Genomic DNA, 17538 nt, shown 5'->3' on the forward strand with positions numbered 1-17538 from the left:
GCCTGATATCGGGTCTGGCAGAGGGCCAGACCCGATCGTACCACTTAGTTGTGGGCGTGCAGCGCTTCGTTCAGCTCGATGGCCGACTTGTGGGTCTTGCACTCGACCGCGCCGTTTAGCGAATTGCGGCGGAACAGCAGGTCGGTCTGGCCAGCCAGGTCGCGGGCCTTGACCACCTTGACCAGCTCGTTGTTTTCGTCGAGCAGGTTCACCTTGGTGCCGGCGGTGATGTACAGGCCGGCTTCGACGGTGTTGCGGTCGCCCAGCGGGATGCCGATACCGGCGTTGGCGCCGATCAGGCAGCCTTCGCCGACCTTGATGACGATGTTGCCGCCGCCCGACAGGGTGCCCATGGTGGAGCAGCCGCCGCCCAGGTCCGAACCCTTGCCGACGAACACGCCCGCCGAAACGCGGCCTTCGATCATGCCCGGGCCTTCGGTGCCGGCGTTAAAGTTGACGAAGCCTTCGTGCATGATGGTGGTGCCTTCGCCGATATAGGCACCCAGGCGTACGCGGGCGCTGTCGGCGATACGCACGCCGCTCGGCACCACGTAGTCGGTCATTTTCGGGAACTTGTCGACCGAGAACACTTCCAGCAGCTCGCCCTTGAGGCGGGCTTCGAGTTGCTGCTCGGCCAGTTCGGCCAGGTCGATGGCGCCCTGGCTGGTCCAGGCCACGTTCGGCAGCAGCGGGAAGATGCCGGCCAGGCTCAGGCCGTGGGGCTTGACCAGGCGGTGCGACAGCAGGTGCAGCTTGAGGTAGGCCTCAGGGGTGGAGCTCAGGGTGGCGTCTTCGGCCAGCAGCGTGGCCACCAGCGGCTTGTTGCTTTCGGCCAGGCGGGTCAGCAGTGCAGCCTGGGCGGCGTCGACGCCCTTGACGGCCTCGGCCAGTTGCGCGGCCTGGGCGTTGCTGAACGCGATGGCCTGGTTGCCGCCTTCATAGCCCAGGATCGGGGCGACGGCTGCGACCAGCTCGGCGCTCGGGGCGAGCAGTGGCTGTGCGTAGAAGACTTCCAGCCAGGCGCCTTGACGGTTTTGAGTGCCGACGCCGAAGGCCAGGCTGAACAGTGAAGTGGACATGCGGTTACCTCTTGCGAAATTGAGTGAAGGCGTCGCGGTTCAGCGCAGGGCTGCCGCGTACAGGTCCGGTTTGAAACCGACCAGGGTCTTGCCGCCCAGGTCGAGCACCGGGCGCTTGATCATCGAGGGTTGTGCCAGCATCAGCTCGACGGCCTTGGCCTGGTCGAGGTCGGCCTTCTGCGCGTCATCGAGCTTGCGGAAGGTGGTGCCTGCGCGGTTGAGTACCACCTGCCAGCCGTGCTCGTCGCACCAGCGGTTCAGGTGGTCCCGGTCTATACCCTGGGTCTTGTAGTCGTGAAAGTCGTACTGGATGTGGTGTTCTTCAAGCCAGGTACGGGCTTTCTTCATCGTGTCACAGGCTTTGATGCCGAAGAGAATATAAGCCATTGAACGTTAAGGGCGCGCGGGTATTCCCGCAGCCGCCCCGAAACTCCTCGAAGAATGGGTGGGCTGGATTATGCGACAACATCGGGCAGGGCGCCACGGCTGGCGCCGCCCAGTTGCCGCGCCTGAATGAACTGCACCCCGGCAGCCTGCATCTGTGCCATCGCCGCCGCGCAGGAGCCTGCGGTATCGATGGCCCGGCAGGCGTCCAGCACCACATAGGTGGCAAACCCTTCGCGGCGTGCGTGCAGTGCCGTCCAGGCCACGCAGAAGTCCAGGGCCAGGCCGCACAGGAACAGCGTGTCGATGCCGCACTCGCGCAGGTTGCCGGCCAGGCCGGTGGGGGTGGTCTGGTCGGCTTCGGTGAACGCCGAGTAGCTGTCGACCTGGCGGTTGCCGCCCTTGCGCACGATCAGCTGTGCGTGGGCAATGTTCAGGTCCGGGTGAAACTGTGCGCCGGGGCTCCCTTGAATGCAGTGGTCGGGCCAGAGTGTCTGCGGCCCGTATGACAGTTCGATGACCTCGAACGGATTCTTGCCCGGGTGGCTCGAGGCGAACGAGGCGTGCCCGGCCGGGTGCCAGTCCTGGGCCAGCACCACGCGCTCGAACTGGCGGCCGAGCTGGTTGACCAGCGGCACGATCTCGTCGCCACCGGGCACCGCCAGGGCGCCGCCGGGGATGAAATCGTTTTGCACATCGATGACCAGCAGCGCACGGTTGGGGCTATCGTGGGTCAATAGGGTCGACGCGGGGGTGATCATGCGAGGCTCCTCATTTGTAGCATTGTGTTACAGATTGCCGGCGGGTCTGCGACTTAGGTGGAGCGGTTGTGTTCATGCAGTTCCCGGTAACATGTTGTTTCAATGGCATAACCCTGGCCGTTGAGCGTATTTGAAACTGAACAGGAAAAACACGCCGTATGCAGTCAGCCTATACCGTTCTCATCCTGCTGATGCTGGTCAGTGTCTCGAAACTGGTGGGGCGATTGATCCCGCTGCCACTGCCGCTGGTGCAGATTGGTGCCGGTGCGCTGCTGGCCTGGCCGACTCTGGGCCTGCACGTGGCCCTGGACCCTGAGCTGTTTCTGTTCCTGTTCTTGCCCCCGTTGCTGTTCTCCGATGGCTGGCGCATGCCCAAGCGCGAGTTCTGGCGCCTGCGCGGGCCGATCCTGACCCTGGCGGTGGGGCTGGTGCTGTTCACGGTGGTGGGGGCCGGCTATTTCATCCACTGGATCCTGCCGAGCATACCGCTGCCGGTGGCCTTTGCCCTGGCCGCCGTGCTGTCGCCCACCGACGCGGTGGCGGTGTCGGCAATCAGCCAGGATCGCCTGCCCACCCCGTTGATGCACATGCTGCAGGGTGAGGCGCTGATGAACGATGCCTCGGGCCTGGTGACGTTCAAGTTTGCGCTGGTGGCGGCGATCACCGGGGTGTTCTCGCTGGCCGAGGCCAGTGTGACCTTCGTGCTGGTGGCCGTGGGTGGCCTGGCCATCGGCGTGGCGCTGAGCTGGTTGGTGGGGCGCCTGCGGGTGTGGATGATCGCGCGCGGCTGGGACGACCCGGCCACCCACGTGGTGTTCATGCTGTTGCTGCCGTTCGCCGCCTATGTGCTGGCCGAGCGCCTGGGCGCCTCGGGCATTCTCTCGGCGGTGGCGGCGGGCATGATGCAGAGCTGGCTTGACCTGCTGCCGCGCCAGACCAGCACGCGCCTGCTCAACCGCAGTGTGTGGTCGCTGCTGGAGTTCGCCTTCAACGGCCTGATCTTCCTGCTGCTGGGCCTGCAACTGCCCGATATCGCCAAGGCGGTGACCAGCCATGAGGCATCGCTGTGGCCAACCCTGCTGTACCGCTGCCTGGATGTGGTGGCGATCTTCCTGGTGTTGCTGGCGCTGCGGTTCATCTGGGTGCAGAGCATCTGGCGCCTGATCGGGGTGATCCGGCGCTGGCGCGGCAAGGAAGACCTGGTGCTGGTGCCCAACGCGCGTTCGTGCTGGCTGCTGACCGTGGGCGGCGTGCGGGGGGCGGTGACCCTGGCGGGCGTGATGTCGGTGCCGCTGCTGATCGGCGCGGGCAAGGCGTTCCCCGAACGCGACCTGCTGATCTTCATTGCCGCAGGGGTGATTCTGCTGTCGCTGGTATCGGCCTGCATTGCCTTGCCGTTGCTGCTGCGCGGGGTGGAGAAGAGCCCCGACGATACCCTGCGCCAGGAGGCGCGCGAGGCCTGGCGGCGCACCGCCGAGGCGGCGATCCATGCGTTGGAGGCCGAGGAACTGGTGGAGCCCGGCGCGCCCCAGGATGCCTCCCAGGCCGCACTGGCCGCCGAGTTGAAGGCGCGCCTGATGGCCGAGTACCGGCAGCAACTGGACGTGTTCAACGACAGTGCCGAGGCCCAGGCGCTGGCCGCGCAGATGGATCAGCTGGAGCGACGCCTGCGCCTGCGGGCGCTGCGGGCGCAGCGCCTGGAGCTGTACAGCCTGCACCGCCAGCACCAGATCGGTGATGACGTGGTGCGCCAGGTGCTGGGTGAGCTGGACATGAGCGAGGCCAACCTGGGGCCGGTCAAGTGAAGTGCTCGGGGTCGCATGGCGGCCCCGCGCTGGGGGTCAGTCGCGCGGACAGGTCAGGCGCATGCTGGCGCCCAGGTCTCGCCCGCTGCCGGGCTGGGCGGGGTGTACTTCACGGGTGTACCGGGGTGAAGGGGTAGGCCTTGCCCGCCAGCGCCTTGTCGCCGTCACTGAGCTGCGCCGAGCCGGTGAAGGCCACATTGTTCAGGGTGAAGGTGGCCGGAATCGGGTAGTGCATGACCGAACCCGGGTCGTAGGCGTTGTGCAATGCCTGCGTGCGTTCGATCCTGTTGAGGAAGTTTTCAGCAATCTCTTCCATGGGCATGCCGACCTGTTCGGCGTATTCCAGCAGCTTGGCCAGGTTCCACTGGATGTCCGCATCCGGGTGCTGATGCTCATGGTCCAGGCCCAGCGCGTGCCCGAACTCATGCAGCACGCTGCGCTGGAACTGCTCATCGCCAGGCCAGTCGCTGAGGGTCATGGTGCTGTCTTCGCGGAGCAAGGCGTCGGTACCGACCAGTGAATGGTTGATCCCCGTGCCGCTTGGCTTCATCTCGATCCTGATCTGTGCCTCGGCCCAGTCGGCGGTGCGCTGGAACTTGAGGTTGGCGTACGCCAGCCATTGGCAGGCAACCTCGAAGATGCTCTGTTGCGTCTGTTCCGGTACGTCGGCCGCGAAGGCGATGAGCAGGGTGCGGCCCGGCGCCCACAGGCGGCTGTGGTAGGCAACGCCGCGTTTCTGACGACCCGAGCGCGAGGGCTGCGGGGCGTTGAGCGGGTTTTCTTTCAGGGCTGTTTCGTAGGATTGCTGCTGATCGGCCACCTGGGTGACCTTGCACAAGGTTGGTATGTCCATGCTGGAGCTCCTGTTGAGTGGAGCTCCATGATTGGCGGGCCGACCGGGCCTTGGGCGTTACTTATCTATCGGTCGGCCGACCAGGCGTACCGGCTCAGCCTTCGACGAATGCGCGGATGCGCTGGGCCGCCTCGACACATTCGGCAAGCGGGGCCACCAGCGCCAGGCGCACGCGTCCGGCCCCCGGATTGAAGCCCTCCACCTCGCGAGACAGGTACGAGCCCGGCACCACGGTCACGTGCTGCTGTTCGAACAGGTCGCGGCAGAACTGCGCGTCATCGCCGGGGACCTTCGGCCACAGGTAGAAACCGCCGTCGGGCTTCTGTACATCCATTACCGGGGCCAGCACCTGCAGCACGGCGTCGAACTTCTCGCGATACAGGTCGCGGTTCTCCAGGACATGCGCCTCGTCGTTCCAGGCGGCGATGCTCGCCAGCTGGGTCTGTACCGGCATCGCGCAACCGTGATAGGTGCGGTAGAGCAAAAAGGCCTTGAGAATCTCGGCATCGCCGGCCACGAAGCCCGAACGCAGGCCTGGCAGGTTGGAGCGCTTGGACAGGCTGTGGAACACCACGCAGCGCTTGAAGTCGCTGCGGCCAAGTTCCACGCAGGCGCTGAGCAGGCCGGGTGGCGGGGCCTGCTCGTCGAAGTACAGCTCGCTGTAGCACTCGTCGGCGGCGATCACGAAGTCGTGCTCGTCGGCCAGTGCGATGAGTTTTTTCAGGGTGTCCAGCGGCACCAGTGCGCCAGTCGGGTTGCCTGGCGAGCACAGGAACAGGATCTGGCAACGCTGCCAGATCTCGGCTGGCACCGCGTCGAAGTCCGGGTTGAAGCCGTTGCTGTCCAGGCACGGCAGGTAGTGCGGCTGGGCGCCGGCGAGCAACGCGGCACCTTCGTAGATCTGGTAGAACGGGTTGGGGCTGACGATCAGCGCGTCCTCACCACGGCTGACCACCGCCTGGGTGAAGGCGAACAGCGCCTCGCGGGTGCCGTTGACGGGCAGCACGTGCTGTGCGGCATTCAGCCAGCCGGCCGGTACACCGAAGCGGCGCTCGCACCAGTGCACGATGCTTTCGCGTAGCGCGGGCAGGCCCAGGGTGGTGGGGTACACCGCCATCTTGTCGAGGTTGTCGGCCAGCGCCTTGGCCACGAATGCCGGCGAGGCGTGCTTGGGCTCGCCGATCGACAGGGCGATGGCGCGCTTGTCTGCGGCCGGCGTCACGCCATCGAGCAGGGCACGCAGTTTCTCGAACGGGTAGGGCTGAAGCTGGTTCAAAGCGTTGTTCATTGGCGCTGGGTCTCGTCAATCGGTCAAAGGGTGAGGCGGGTCATTTCGACGCCGGTGGCCTGGTCGACGCGCAACTGCTCGACGATCTCTGCCTGCAGGCGGCGGCACAGTTCAGGGTCGGACAGCGGCTGGTTGTCGGCGTCGGTAATGAAGAACACGTCTTCCACCCGCTCGCCCAGCGTGGCGATCTTGGCGTTCTGCAGCGACAGGTCGAACTCCAGGAAGATCTTGCCGATGCGTGCCAGCAGGCCCGGGCGGTCCGGGGCGCTGAGCTCGAGGATGGTCACCGGGCGCTGGGCATCGTTGAGGATGGTCACCTGGGGCGCGAAGGTGAAGTGCTTGAGCTGGCGCGGTACCCGGCGCTGGATGATGGTGGGGTAGTCGTCGGGGTTGCGCAGGGCTTCGGTGAGGCCTTCACGGATTTCCTTGACGCGCTGCGGGTTGTCGCCGATCGAGCCGCCGTCGTTGTCGAGCACGATGTAGGTGTCGAGGGTGAACTGGCTGCTGGAGGTGATGATGCGTGCGTCGTGGATGTTCAGGTTGAGCTGGTCCATCGCGGCCACGGTCACGGCGAAGAAGTCGTGCTGGTCGGGGGCATAGATGAAGATCTGCGTACCGCCCTCGAACTCGCGCTGGGTGGTCTCCTTGATCAGCACCAGCGGGCCGCCGTCGGCCGGTTGCTGCAGGATCGCGTCGGAGTGCCAGGCCACGTCCGCGGCGGTGTGGCGCAGGAAGTAGTCATCGCCCAGTTGCGACCACAGTTGTTCGACGTCGTCCGGGTCGGTGCCTTCGCGTACCAGGATGTCCAGAGCTGCGCTCTGGGTCTGGCGGATCTGCTCTTCGCGTTCCAGCGGGTTTTCCAGGCCGCGGCGCAGGGCCCGCTTGGTTTCGGTGTAGAGCTGGCGCAGCAGGCTGGCGCGCCAGGAGTTCCACAGGCTCGGGTTGGTGGCGTTGATGTCGGCCACGGTGAGCACATAGAGGTAGTCCAGGTGCACCAGGTCGCCGACCAGCTGGGCGAAGTCGTGGATCACCTGCGGGTCGGAGAGGTCCTTGCGCTGGGCAGTGGTCGACATCACCAGGTGGTTCTGCACCAGCCACACGATCAACCGGCTGTCCCAGGCGGGCAACTGGTGGCGGCTGCAGAATGCCTGGGCGTCCACCGCACCGATCTCGGAATGGTCGCCCTGACGCCCCTTGCCGATGTCGTGGTACAGGCCGGCGAGGTAGATCAGCTCGGGCTTGGGCAGGCGCCCCATGAGCTTGCTGGCCAGCGGGAATTTCTCGGACACGGGGGTGTACTGCAATTTGCGCAGGTGCTTGATCAGGTTCAGGGTGTGCGCATCGACCGTATAGATGTGGAACAGGTCGTGCTGCATCTGCCCCACGATCAGGCCGAACTCGGGCAGGTAGCGCCCCAGGATGCCGTAGCGGTTCATGCGGCGCAGGTTGCGGTGGATGCCGATCTCGCACTTGAACAGCTCGATGAACAGGCTGGTGTTGCGGATATCGTTGCGGAACTCGTCGTCGATCAGGTGCCGGTGCTCGCGCAGCAGGCGGATGGTATCGGCACGCACGCCCTTGATCTCGGGGTGCTGGGCCATCAGCACGAAGATCTCGAGCATGGCGAACGGGGTGCGCTTGAACACGTTGCTGCGCACCGCCTCGATGTAGCCGTCATGCAGCTGGAAGCGCGGGTTCAGCGGCTGGGTGCTGCTGGCGCTGTCATCGGCGAGGATGACTTCCTCGAAGTGCTGGATGATCAGGTCGCTGAGCTCGGCGATGCTCATCACCACCCGGTAGTACTGTTGCATGAACTGTTCGATGGCGCGCTTGGGGTTGTCATCGGCAAAGCCCAGCAACGCGGCGATGCTGCGCTGGTGGTCGAACAGCAGGCGGTCTTCGGCGCGCCCGGCGAGCATGTGCAGGGCGTAGCGCACCTTCCACAGAAACTCCTGTGACGAGGCCAGCAGGTTGTTCTCGCTCTCCAGCAGGAAGCCTTCGCCGGCCAGCGCATGCAGGTTGAGCGTGCCGTACTGGCGGCGCGCTACCCAGAGCACGGTCTGGATGTCGCGCAGGCCGCCGGGGGAGCCCTTGACGTTGGGTTCCAGGTTGTACTCGGTGTCGTTGTACTTGTGGTGGCGCGCCTTCTGCTCGGCGCGCTTGGCCAGGAAGAATTCCTTGCTCGGCCACATGTGCGCCGTGCTGGTGACCTCGAGCATGCGCTGGCGCAGGTGTTCGGGGCCGCAGATGGTGCGGCTTTCCATCAGGTTGGTGACCACCGTGAGGTCGGCGCGCGCCTGTTCGGCGCATTCGTCCACCGAGCGCACGCTCTGGCCGACTTCCAGGCCGATGTCCCAGAGCAGGGTGAGAAAGCGCTCGATCGAGTCGCGAAACACCTCGTGGTCGGCGTCATCGAGCAGGATCAGCAGGTCGATGTCGGAGTAGGGGTGCAGCTCGCCGCGCCCGTAGCCGCCGGTGGCGATCAGGGCGATGTCGGCGGCTTCGCTCCAGCTGAACTGGTTCCATGCCTGTTGCAGGATGTTGTCGACGAACCAGGCGCGGTCCTCGATCAGTCGGCGGATCTCGCGGCCGCTGCGAAAGCGCCCGTCGAGCACCTCGCCGGCCTGGCGGATGGCTTTCTTGAAGGCCGCTATGGGGCTGGCCTTGAGGGCCAGTTCCGCCTGGAACTGGCCGCGGTCGAACAGCTCGGGGTCCACCTGGGGCATCGATGACGTTCCTGTGAGGGTCAGGCCGAAGTGCGCGGGATCGTGTCGTCCTTGCGCAGGGTGAAGATCTCGTAGCCGGTGGCGGTGACCACCAGGGTGTGTTCCCACTGCGCCGAGAGCTTCCGGTCCTTGGTGATGGCGGTCCAGCCGTCGCCCAGCACCTTGGTGTCGGCCTTGCCCTGGTTGATCATCGGCTCGATGGTGAAGGTCATGCCTTCCTTGAGTTCCATGCCGGTACCGGCGCGGCCGTAGTGCAGGATCTGCGGCTCTTCATGGAACACCTTGCCGATGCCGTGGCCGCAGAACTCGCGCACCACCGAGAAGCCGTTCTTTTCGGCGTGCTTCTGGATCACTTCGCCGATGTCGCCCAGGCGGCAGCCCGGCTTGACCAGCTCGATGGCCTTGTACATGCACTCCTGGGTGACCTGGGACAGGCGCTCGGCCCATACCGGCACGGTGCCGACGTGGAACATGCGGCTGGTGTCGCCGTGGTAGCCGTCCTTGATCACGGTCACGTCGATGTTCAGCGTGTCGCCATCCTTGAGCGGCTTGTCGCCCGGGATGCCGTGGCACACCACGTGGTTGACCGAGGTGCAGATCGACTTGGGGAAGCCCTTGTAGTTCAGGGGCGCGGGGATGGCCTGCTGCACGTTGACGATGTAGTCGTGGCACAGGCGGTCGAGTTCCTCGGTGGTGACACCGGGCTTGACGTGTTCTTCGATCATCTCCAGGACTTCGGCGGCCAGGCGGCCGGCGACGCGCATCTTTTCGATGTCTTCGGCGGTTTTGATAGTGACGGTCATTGCAGGCTCTCTACGGCGCGCGCAGGCGCAAATGAAACGGGAAAGGCGTGATTCTAACAGAGCGAGGCGGCGGGCTGGGGCCTGGGCTGCGGGGCATTGCCTACTATTTATGTTGATTGCATCGGTCGCTGCGTGAGCAGGGCGGGTGCAACCCTCGGGTGTCGTCTGTTTTTTCGGTTTCGCTCGGCTCACTTGTGTGGTATAAAATGCGCCGCTTTCGGGGATAGCCCCGTCTGCTCAAACCCACACACGTGTCGACACGATGGCCTGGGTGCCCCTGACTTCGGTTTCGGGGTTGGTCATTGGGATACGTGGAGGCCCAACCCGACTTATCAAGGAACTATCATGTCCCAAGTCAACATGCGCGATATGCTGAAGGCCGGTGTGCACTTCGGTCACCAAACCCGTTACTGGAATCCGAAAATGGGCAAGTACATTTTCGGCGCGCGCAACAAGATCCACATCATCAACCTTGAAAAAACCCTGCCGATGTTCAACGAGGCACTGACCTTCGTAGAGCGCCTGGCCCAGGGCAAAAACAAGATTCTGTTCGTCGGCACCAAGCGTTCCGCTGGCAAGATCGTTGCTGAAGAAGCAGCACGTTGCGGTTCGCCGTACGTCGATCACCGCTGGTTGGGCGGCATGCTGACCAACTACAAGACCATCCGTGCTTCGATCAAGCGTCTGCGCGACCTGGAAACCCAGGCCGAAGATGGTACCTTCACCAAGCTGACCAAGAAAGAAGCGCTGATGCGCACCCGCGATCTGGAAAAGCTGGACCGCAGCCTGGGTGGTATCAAGGACATGGGCGGCCTGCCTGATGCCCTGTTCGTGATCGACGTTGACCACGAGCGCATCGCTATCACCGAAGCCAACAAGCTGGGTATCCCGGTCATCGGCGTTGTCGATACCAACAGCAGCCCGGAAGGCGTTGACTACATCATCCCAGGCAACGATGACGCCATTCGCGCCATCCAGCTGTACATGGGTTCGATGGCTGACGCCGTTATCCGTGGTCGCAACAACGTTGCCGGCGGCACCGAAGTGTTCGCAGAAGAAGCAGCTGCACCGGCTGCCGAAGCCTGAGTAGCTGACGCTTAGCGTCGACTCGGCACGCAAAAAGGGGGCTTGGCCCCCTTTTTGCCACCTTGAAATCCTCTTGTCAGCGTCGCCGTTGCATCATTGCGAACTGCATGTGCTCTGGCAGTGGATTTCCAGAATTGAACGCCCGTCAGGTATCGGGTGGAATGGTTGAAAACCTATCCAAGAGGAATTTGAAATGGCAGCAATTACTGCAGCGCTGGTAAAAGAACTGCGCGAGCGTACCGGCGAAGGCATGATGGATTGCAAGAAAGCCCTGGAAAAGGCTGGCGGCGACATCGAAAAAGCCATTGACGACATGCGCGCTTCGGGTGCCATCAAGGCAGCCAAGAAAGCTGGCAACGTTGCCGCTGAAGGCGCCATCGCCATCAAGGCCGACGACAAGTCCGCTGTCCTGCTGGAAGTGAACTCGCAGACCGACTTCCTGGCCCTGCAAGACGACTTCAAGGCCTTCGTCGCCGAAAGCGTCGAGCAAGCCTTCGCTGAAAAACTGACCGACGCTGCGCCGCTGATCGCTGCGCGTGAAGCTGCTCGTGAAGCCCTGGTGGCCAAGGTTGGCGAAAACGTCAACATCCGTCGCCTGGTGCGCGTTGAAGGTGACGTTGTCGGTACCTACCTGCACGGCAACAAGATCGGTGTTGCAGTGGTCCTGAAGGGCGGCGACGTCCAACTGGCCAAAGAGATCGCCATGCACGTGGCGGCAAGCAACCCTGAGTTCCTGCTGCCGTCGGAAGTTTCGGCCGAAGCGATCGAGCGCGAAAAAGCCGTGTTCCTGCAGCTGAACGAAGAGAAGATCAAAGGCAAGCCTGAGAACATCGTCGAGAACATGGTCAAAGGCCGTATCTCGAAGTTCCTGGCCGAAGCCAGCCTGGTCGAGCAAGCCTTCGTCATGAACCCGGAAATCAAGGTCGGCGAGCTGGCCAAGAAAGCCGGTGCCGAAATCGTTTCCTTCACCTACTTCAAGGTAGGCGAAGGCATCGAGAAGCCAGTCGACAACTTCGCTGAAGAAGTTGCTGCACAGCTGGCTGCTGCCAAGCAGTAAGACAGAGTCACCTCTGTCGCCCCAAAGAGGCTGCCCGCTCACGCGCGCAGCCTCTTTGTCAAAGCGGGGGCGGTTTACAACGCCGCCCTTTCGCTGGCGCAGTCGCTGCGCCACGCTACAGTTAGCAGGCTGAAAACAGCCCGCCCAGATTTTTTTTCAAAACGCCGCAGGAGAGATTCGCAATGGCTCAGCAGGGCAGTGGTTATCAAGCTCGCTATAAACGCATTCTACTCAAGCTTAGCGGCGAGGCCCTGATGGGCTCGGAAGAGTTCGGCATCGACCCCAAGGTGCTGGATCGCATGGCGCTGGAAGTCGGCCAGCTGGTCGGTATCGGTGTGCAGGTCGGCCTGGTGATCGGTGGCGGCAACCTGTTCCGTGGCGCGGCGCTCAGCGCAGCGGGCATGGATCGCGTTACCGGCGACCACATGGGTATGCTGGCCACGGTAATGAATGCGCTGGCCATGCGCGATGCGCTGGAGCGCGCCAACATCACCGCCATCGTCATGTCGGCGATCTCCATGGTAGGCGTGACCGATCACTATGATCGCCGCAAGGCCATGCGCCACCTGAACTCGAAAGAAGTGGTAATTTTCGCGGCCGGTACCGGCAACCCGTTCTTCACCACCGACTCCGCCGCCTGCCTGCGCGCCATCGAAATCGATGCCGACGTGGTATTGAAGGCAACCAAGGTCGATGGTGTATACACTGCAGACCCATTCAAAGACCCGCATGCCGAGAAGTTCGATCATCTTACCTACGATGAAGTGCTGGATCGCAAGCTGGGCGTGATGGACCTGACAGCTATCTGTCTGTGCCGAGACCACAAGATGCCGTTGCGCGTCTTCAACATGAACAAGCCTGGCGCCCTGCTGAACATCGTGCATGGTGGCGCTGAAGGGACCCTGATCGAGGAAGTTCAAAAATGATCAACGAAATCAAGAAAGACGCCCAAGCGCGTATGCAGAAATCCCTGGAGTCTCTGGCTTACGCGTTCGGCCAGATTCGTACCGGCAAGGCACACCCCAGCATCCTGGCAAGCGTGATGGTGCCTTACTACGGTACCGACACCCCGATCAGCGGCGTGGCCAACGTCACCGTGAAAGATTCGCGCACCCTGCAAGTCGTGGCGTTCGAGCGCAACATGCTCGCTGCCGTCGACAAGGCCATCCAGAGCGCCGGTTTGAATCTCAATCCGACCAACCTGGGTGAGCTGCTGCTGATCAGCATGCCAGCCCTGACCGAAGAAACCCGCAAGGGCTTCACCAAGCAGGCGCGCAGTGCGGCCGAAGACGCGCGCGTTGCTGTGCGCAACATTCGCCGCGATGCTCTGGGTGAACTGAAGAAGCTGGTCAAGGACAAGGAAATCAGTGAAGACGAAGAGCGTCGCGCCATCGCTGATATCGACAAGCTGACCAAAGATACCGAGGCCCAGATCACCAAGGCCACCGAAGAGAAAGAAAAGGACCTGATGGCCGTTTAAGGGCCGGGACTTTTTTCAATGGAAAAGACCAAGCAGGGTGTGCCTCCATCGGTGCCGCGCCATGTCGCGATCATCATGGATGGAAATAATCGCTGGGCGAAGAAGCGCCTGTTGCCCGGCGTTGCCGGGCACAAGGCAGGCGTGGATGCGGTGCGCGCGGTCATCGAGGTGTGCGCCGAGGCCAAGGTCGAGGTCCTGACCCTGTTCGCGTTCTCCAGCGAGAACTGGCAGCGCCCGGCCGACGAGGTCGGTGCGCTGATGGAGCTGTTCTTCTCGGCGCTGCGTCGCGAGGCCAGGCGGCTCAACGAGAACAACATCAGCCTGCGCATCATCGGTGATCGCTCGCGCTTTCACCCTGAGTTGCAGGCTGCCATGCGCGAGGCCGAGGCGCTGACCGCAGGCAGCAATCGCTTCATCCTGCAGATCGCCGCCAACTACGGTGGGCAGTGGGATATCGCCCAGGCCGCCCAGCGCCTGGCGCGTGAAGTGCAGGCCGGGCATCTGCGCCCGGAAGACATCACCCCCGAGTTGCTGCAGCCGTGCCTGGCGACAGGCGATCTGCCGTTGCCCGACCTGTGCATCCGCACCGGTGGCGAGCACCGCATCAGCAACTTCCTGCTGTGGCAGCTGGCGTACGCCGAGCTGTATTTCTCCGACCTGTTCTGGCCGGACTTCAAACACGAGGCCATGCGCACTGCATTGGCCGATTTCGCTTCGCGCCAGCGCCGCTTCGGTAAAACCAGCGAGCAGGTCGAGGCTGGAGCCCGTGCTTAATGCTTAAACAACGCATCATCACTGCGCTGATTCTGTTGCCGATTGCCCTGTGCGGGTTTTTCCTGCTCGACGGGGCGAACTTTGCCTTGTTCATCGGCCTGGTGGTCACCCTCGGGGCCTGGGAATGGGCCCGCCTGGCCGGGCTGATCGCCCAGGGCCTGCGGGTTGCCTATGCCGTGGTGGTCGCCGGCCTGCTGATGCTGCTGCACCTGATGCCGGAGCTGGCACCCTGGGTGCTGGGCGTTTCGGTGCTGTGGTGGGCGCTGGCCACCTGGCTGGTGCTGACCTACCCGCGTACCAGCGAGCTGTGGGCCAGTGTGGCCTGCCGCCTGCTGATCGGCCTGCTGGTGCTGTTGCCGGCCTGGCAAGGCCTGGTGTTGATCAAGCACTGGCCCCTGGGCAACTGGCTGATCATGGCGGTGATGGTCCTGGTATGGGGCGCCGATATCGGCGCCTACTTCTCGGGCCGGGCCTTTGGCAAGCGCAAGCTGGCGCCGCAGGTCAGCCCCGGCAAGAGCTGGGAAGGTGTCTACGGTGGCCTGGCGCTGAGCCTGGTGATCACGGCGGTGGTGGGCGTGACCCGCGAGTGGAGCGCCGGCGAGCTGATCCTCGGTCTGTTCGGTGCCGCCGTCGTGGTACTGGTGTCGGTGGTCGGCGACCTGACCGAAAGCATGTTCAAGCGCCGTTCCGGGATCAAGGACAGCAGCAACCTGCTGCCGGGGCACGGTGGGGTACTGGATCGCATCGACAGCCTCACGGCTGCCATCCCGCTGTTTGCCGTGCTGCTGTGGGCCGCCAACTGGGGCGCGCTGTGAGCCGCCCGCAACGGATCACGGTGCTGGGCGCTACAGGCTCCATTGGCCTGAGCACACTGGACGTGATTGCCCGTCACCCCGAGCGCTACCAGGCCTATGCCCTGAGCGGCTATTCGCGCCTGGGCGAGCTGCTGGCCCTGTGCCTGCGCCATGCTCCAGTGTTTGCCGTGGTGCCGGGCGATGAGGCCGCGCAGCAGTTGCAGGCCGACCTGCGTGCTGCGGGGTCGAGTACCGAGGTGCTGGTGGGCGAGCAGGGCCTGTGCCAGGTGGCGGCCGACCCGCAGGTGGATGCGGTGATGGCGGCCATCGTCGGTGCGGCGGGGTTGCGTCCGACCCTGGCCGCAGTGGAGGCGGGCAAGAAGGTGCTGCTGGCCAACAAGGAGGCGCTGGTGATGTCCGGCGCCCTGTTCATGCAGGCCGTGCAGCGCAGTGGTGCGGTACTGCTGCCGATCGACAGCGAGCACAACGCGATCTTCCAGTGCCTGCCCGGTGACTATGCCCGCGGCCTGGCCCAGGTGGGTGTGCGGCGCATCCTGCTGACCGCCTCCGGTGGTCCGTTTCGTGAAACGCCGCAGGCCGAGCTGGAGCATGTCACCCCGGAGCAGGCCTGTGCGCACCCGAACTGGTCCATGGGGCGCAAGATCTCCGTCGACTCGGCCAGCATGATGAACAAGGGCCTGGAGCTGATCGAGGCGTGCTGGCTGTTCGATGCCAGGCCTGCCCAGGTCGAGGTGGTGGTCCACCCGCAAAGCGTGATTCACTCGCTGGTCGACTACGTCGATGGTTCGGTGCTGGCGCAGTTGGGCAACCCCGACATGCGCACGCCGATCGCCAACGCCCTGGCCTGGCCGCAGCGCATCGACTCGGGTGTGGCGCCGCTGGACCTGTTCGCCGTTGCCCGCCTGGATTTCCAGGCGCCGGACGAGCAGCGCTTTCCGTGTCTGCGCCTGGCGCGTGAAGCGGCGGACGCCGGCAACAGTGCCCCTGCGATGCTCAATGCGGCCAATGAAGTGGCCGTCGAGGCATTTCTTCAGCGGCGCATCCGCTTCCCGCAGATCCCGAGTATCATCGAGCACGTGCTCAACCAGGAAGCGGTCGTTGCCGTGCCGACGCTGGAGGCGGTGTTTGCAGCCGACCAGCGTGCACGCAGCCTGGCCGGGCACTGGTTGGATCGTCACGGGGTCTGAGGTGCGACGTCGCCACGGGTTGCGCCCGCTCCCGCTGAACGCTATTCGGAGAAAGACATGAGTGCGCTCTACATGATTATCGGCACCCTGGTCGCATTGGGCGTGCTGGTCACCTTTCACGAGTTCGGTCACTTCTGGGTGGCGCGGCGCTGCGGCGTCAAGGTTTTGCGGTTTTCCGTAGGGTTCGGCATGCCGCTGGTACGCTGGCATGACCGCCATGGCACCGAGTTCGTGGTGGCCGCCATTCCCCTGGGCGGCTACGTGAAGATGCTCGACGAGCGCGAAGGCGAAGTGCCTGCCGACCAGCGGGAGCAGTCGTTCAACCGCAAGAGCGTGCGCCAGCGCATCGCTATCGTCGCGGCCGGCCCCATTGCCAACTTTCTGCTGGCCATCGTGTTCTTCTGGGCACTGGCCATGCTTGGCAGCCAGCAGGCGCGGCCGGTCATCGGCGCGGTCGAGGCTGGCAGCCTGGCGGCCGCCGCAGGCCTTAGCGCCGGCCAGGAGATCGTCGCGGTCGACGGCAAGCCGACCAACGGCTGGGCCGCGGTCAACCTGCAGCTGGTGCGCCGGCTGGGTGAAAGCGGTGCGCTGCAGGTCAGCGTGCGTGAAGAGGGTGCCAGCACCGACAGCAGCCATGTGCTCAAGCTCGATGCCTGGCTCAAGGGTGCCGACGAGCCCGACCCGATCCGCTCCCTGGGCATCCGCCCATGGCGCCCGGCGCTGGTGCCGGTGCTGGCCGAACTTGATCCCAAGGGGCCGGCCCAGGCCGCCGGTCTGAAAACCGGCGACCGCCTGCTGGCACTCGACGGCAAGGCGCTTGACGATTGGCAGCAGGTGGTGGACACCGTGCGCGGCCGTGCCGGCAGCCGCATCGTGCTGAGCGTGGCGCGTGACGGGGCGACGCTGGAGTTGCCGGTAACCCTCGCCAGCCGTGGCGAAGGCCAGAATGCCAGTGGTTACCTGGGGGCGGGCGTGGCGCCGGTGGAGTGGCCTGCGGCCATGTTGCGCGAGGTCAGTTATGGCCCGCTGCAGGGCCTGGGCGAGGGTGTTTCGCGCACCTGGAACATGAGCGTGCTGACCCTCGATTCGCTGAAGAAAATGCTGTTCGGCGAGCTCTCGGTAAAAAACTTGAGCGGACCGATAACCATTGCTAAAGTGGCGGGCGCTTCGGCCCAGTCCGGCGTTGGGGATTTCCTGAATTTCCTCGCCTACCTGAGCATTAGCCTGGGGGTTCTTAATTTGCTGCCCATTCCTGTACTGGATGGGGGGCATTTGCTGTTTTACCTGATCGAATGGGCGCGTGGTCGTCCGCTTTCGGATCGGGTGCAAGGTTGGGGGGTCCAGATCGGTATCAGTTTGGTAGTCGGGGTGATGTTGCTTGCCCTGATCAACGATTTGGGTCGACTGTAACGCTTCGCTCAATTGCGAACCTGCCGCGTC

16 protein-coding genes are annotated in these 17538 nt (G+C 64.1%); 9 read left to right on the forward strand and 7 right to left on the reverse strand.

What is annotated here, in order from left to right:
* Positions 1 to 44: 44 nt before the first annotated feature.
* The 3 genes from dapD to pncA form a co-directional block, all read right to left on the reverse strand.
* Entirely contained in the window at positions 45 to 1079 is a 1035-nt protein-coding gene (dapD, locus tag B4I46_RS13275) for a 2,3,4,5-tetrahydropyridine-2,6-dicarboxylate N-succinyltransferase (protein ID WP_043863245.1), read from the reverse strand.
* A gap of 39 nt (positions 1080 to 1118) precedes the next feature.
* The gene (locus tag B4I46_RS13280; RefSeq protein WP_043863246.1) at positions 1119 to 1466 is read right to left on the reverse strand and encodes an ArsC family reductase; all 348 of its coding nucleotides are present in this window, start codon (positions 1464 to 1466) and stop codon (positions 1119 to 1121) included.
* 68 nt (positions 1467 to 1534) lie between these two features.
* The gene (gene pncA / locus B4I46_RS13285) at positions 1535 to 2224 is read right to left on the reverse strand and encodes a bifunctional nicotinamidase/pyrazinamidase (RefSeq protein WP_058541486.1); all 690 of its coding nucleotides are present in this window, start codon (positions 2222 to 2224) and stop codon (positions 1535 to 1537) included.
* A gap of 158 nt (positions 2225 to 2382) precedes the next feature.
* On the opposite strand from pncA, the gene B4I46_RS13290 reads away from it, so the two are divergent.
* On the forward strand, positions 2383 to 4029 hold the full coding sequence (locus B4I46_RS13290; RefSeq protein ID WP_043863248.1) for a Na+/H+ antiporter: 1647 nt from the start codon (positions 2383 to 2385) through the stop codon (positions 4027 to 4029).
* A gap of 109 nt (positions 4030 to 4138) precedes the next feature.
* On the opposite strand, the gene B4I46_RS13295 is transcribed toward B4I46_RS13290, so the two are convergent.
* From B4I46_RS13295 to map, 4 genes are all read right to left on the reverse strand, one after another.
* A complete protein-coding gene (locus tag B4I46_RS13295) occupies positions 4139 to 4882 on the reverse strand; it encodes a M12 family metallopeptidase (protein WP_052504292.1) in 744 nt (247 codons plus the stop codon).
* 94 nt (positions 4883 to 4976) lie between these two features.
* On the reverse strand, positions 4977 to 6170 hold the full coding sequence (gene dapC, locus B4I46_RS13300) for a succinyldiaminopimelate transaminase (protein ID WP_054915003.1): 1194 nt from the start codon (positions 6168 to 6170) through the stop codon (positions 4977 to 4979).
* Between the two features lie 23 nt (positions 6171 to 6193).
* On the reverse strand, positions 6194 to 8896 hold the full coding sequence (locus B4I46_RS13305) for a [protein-PII] uridylyltransferase (RefSeq protein WP_286900602.1): 2703 nt from the start codon (positions 8894 to 8896) through the stop codon (positions 6194 to 6196).
* A 20-nt stretch (positions 8897 to 8916) separates the two neighbouring features.
* The gene (gene map / locus B4I46_RS13310) at positions 8917 to 9699 is read right to left on the reverse strand and encodes a type I methionyl aminopeptidase (RefSeq protein WP_043863251.1); all 783 of its coding nucleotides are present in this window, start codon (positions 9697 to 9699) and stop codon (positions 8917 to 8919) included.
* Positions 9700 to 10044: 345 nt separating this feature from the next.
* On the opposite strand from map, the gene rpsB reads away from it, so the two are divergent.
* The 8 genes from rpsB to rseP all read left to right on the forward strand — a co-directional run bounded on the left by rpsB (position 10045) and on the right by rseP (position 17508).
* A complete protein-coding gene (rpsB, locus tag B4I46_RS13315) occupies positions 10045 to 10785 on the forward strand; it encodes a 30S ribosomal protein S2 (protein ID WP_043863252.1) in 741 nt (246 codons plus the stop codon).
* Positions 10786 to 10978: 193 nt separating this feature from the next.
* Positions 10979 to 11842, forward strand: coding sequence for a translation elongation factor Ts (tsf, locus tag B4I46_RS13320; RefSeq protein ID WP_043863253.1), 864 nt, complete (start codon positions 10979 to 10981; stop codon positions 11840 to 11842).
* A gap of 182 nt (positions 11843 to 12024) precedes the next feature.
* Entirely contained in the window at positions 12025 to 12768 is a 744-nt protein-coding gene (gene pyrH / locus B4I46_RS13325; protein ID WP_038614006.1) for a UMP kinase, read from the forward strand.
* Positions 12765 to 13322: a ribosome recycling factor gene (frr, locus tag B4I46_RS13330; RefSeq protein ID WP_043863254.1), complete on the forward strand. Its 558-nt coding sequence runs from the start codon at positions 12765 to 12767 to the stop codon at positions 13320 to 13322. Before pyrH ends, frr begins: the two co-directional genes overlap by 4 nt.
* 18 nt (positions 13323 to 13340) lie before the next feature.
* Positions 13341 to 14096 (forward strand): polyprenyl diphosphate synthase, encoded by a 756-nt coding sequence (gene uppS, locus B4I46_RS13335; RefSeq protein WP_043863255.1) that lies wholly within the window; start codon positions 13341 to 13343, stop codon positions 14094 to 14096.
* Positions 14096 to 14911, forward strand: coding sequence for a phosphatidate cytidylyltransferase (locus tag B4I46_RS13340; protein WP_054915002.1), 816 nt, complete (start codon positions 14096 to 14098; stop codon positions 14909 to 14911). The genes uppS and B4I46_RS13340 overlap by 1 nt, the downstream gene beginning before the upstream one ends.
* Entirely contained in the window at positions 14908 to 16098 is a 1191-nt protein-coding gene (gene ispC, locus B4I46_RS13345; RefSeq protein WP_043863257.1) for a 1-deoxy-D-xylulose-5-phosphate reductoisomerase, read from the forward strand. The genes B4I46_RS13340 and ispC overlap by 4 nt, the downstream gene beginning before the upstream one ends.
* A gap of 57 nt (positions 16099 to 16155) precedes the next feature.
* Entirely contained in the window at positions 16156 to 17508 is a 1353-nt protein-coding gene (rseP, locus tag B4I46_RS13350) for an RIP metalloprotease RseP (RefSeq protein ID WP_229589586.1), read from the forward strand.
* The last annotated feature ends 30 nt before the right edge of the window (positions 17509 to 17538 follow it).

It is taken from the genome of Pseudomonas sp. UBA7500, assembly GCF_002478435.1.
GTDB lineage: Bacteria > Pseudomonadota > Gammaproteobacteria > Pseudomonadales > Pseudomonadaceae > Aquipseudomonas > Aquipseudomonas palmensis.

What these genes read in the sequence shown, in the direction of transcription:
- map (WP_043863251.1), bottom strand. Translation starts at nt 9,699, where the DNA reads ATGACCGTCACTATCAAAACCGCCGAAGACATCGAAAAGATGCGCGTC.
- rpsB (WP_043863252.1), top strand. Translation starts at nt 10,045, where the DNA reads ATGTCCCAAGTCAACATGCGCGATATGCTGAAGGCCGGTGTGCACTTC.
- frr (WP_043863254.1), top strand. Translation starts at nt 12,765, where the DNA reads ATGATCAACGAAATCAAGAAAGACGCCCAAGCGCGTATGCAGAAATCC.
- dapD (WP_043863245.1), bottom strand. Translation starts at nt 1,079, where the DNA reads ATGTCCACTTCACTGTTCAGCCTGGCCTTCGGCGTCGGCACTCAAAAC.
- B4I46_RS13280 (WP_043863246.1), bottom strand. Translation starts at nt 1,466, where the DNA reads ATGGCTTATATTCTCTTCGGCATCAAAGCCTGTGACACGATGAAGAAA.
- B4I46_RS13295 (WP_052504292.1), bottom strand. Translation starts at nt 4,882, where the DNA reads ATGGACATACCAACCTTGTGCAAGGTCACCCAGGTGGCCGATCAGCAG.
- tsf (WP_043863253.1), top strand. Translation starts at nt 10,979, where the DNA reads ATGGCAGCAATTACTGCAGCGCTGGTAAAAGAACTGCGCGAGCGTACC.
- pyrH (WP_038614006.1), top strand. Translation starts at nt 12,025, where the DNA reads ATGGCTCAGCAGGGCAGTGGTTATCAAGCTCGCTATAAACGCATTCTA.
- rseP (WP_229589586.1), top strand. Translation starts at nt 16,156, where the DNA reads ATGAGTGCGCTCTACATGATTATCGGCACCCTGGTCGCATTGGGCGTG.
- uppS (WP_043863255.1), top strand. Translation starts at nt 13,341, where the DNA reads ATGGAAAAGACCAAGCAGGGTGTGCCTCCATCGGTGCCGCGCCATGTC.
- B4I46_RS13305 (WP_286900602.1), bottom strand. Translation starts at nt 8,896, where the DNA reads ATGCCCCAGGTGGACCCCGAGCTGTTCGACCGCGGCCAGTTCCAGGCG.
- B4I46_RS13290 (WP_043863248.1), top strand. Translation starts at nt 2,383, where the DNA reads ATGCAGTCAGCCTATACCGTTCTCATCCTGCTGATGCTGGTCAGTGTC.
- pncA (WP_058541486.1), bottom strand. Translation starts at nt 2,224, where the DNA reads ATGATCACCCCCGCGTCGACCCTATTGACCCACGATAGCCCCAACCGT.
- B4I46_RS13340 (WP_054915002.1), top strand. Translation starts at nt 14,096, where the DNA reads ATGCTTAAACAACGCATCATCACTGCGCTGATTCTGTTGCCGATTGCC.
- dapC (WP_054915003.1), bottom strand. Translation starts at nt 6,170, where the DNA reads ATGAACAACGCTTTGAACCAGCTTCAGCCCTACCCGTTCGAGAAACTG.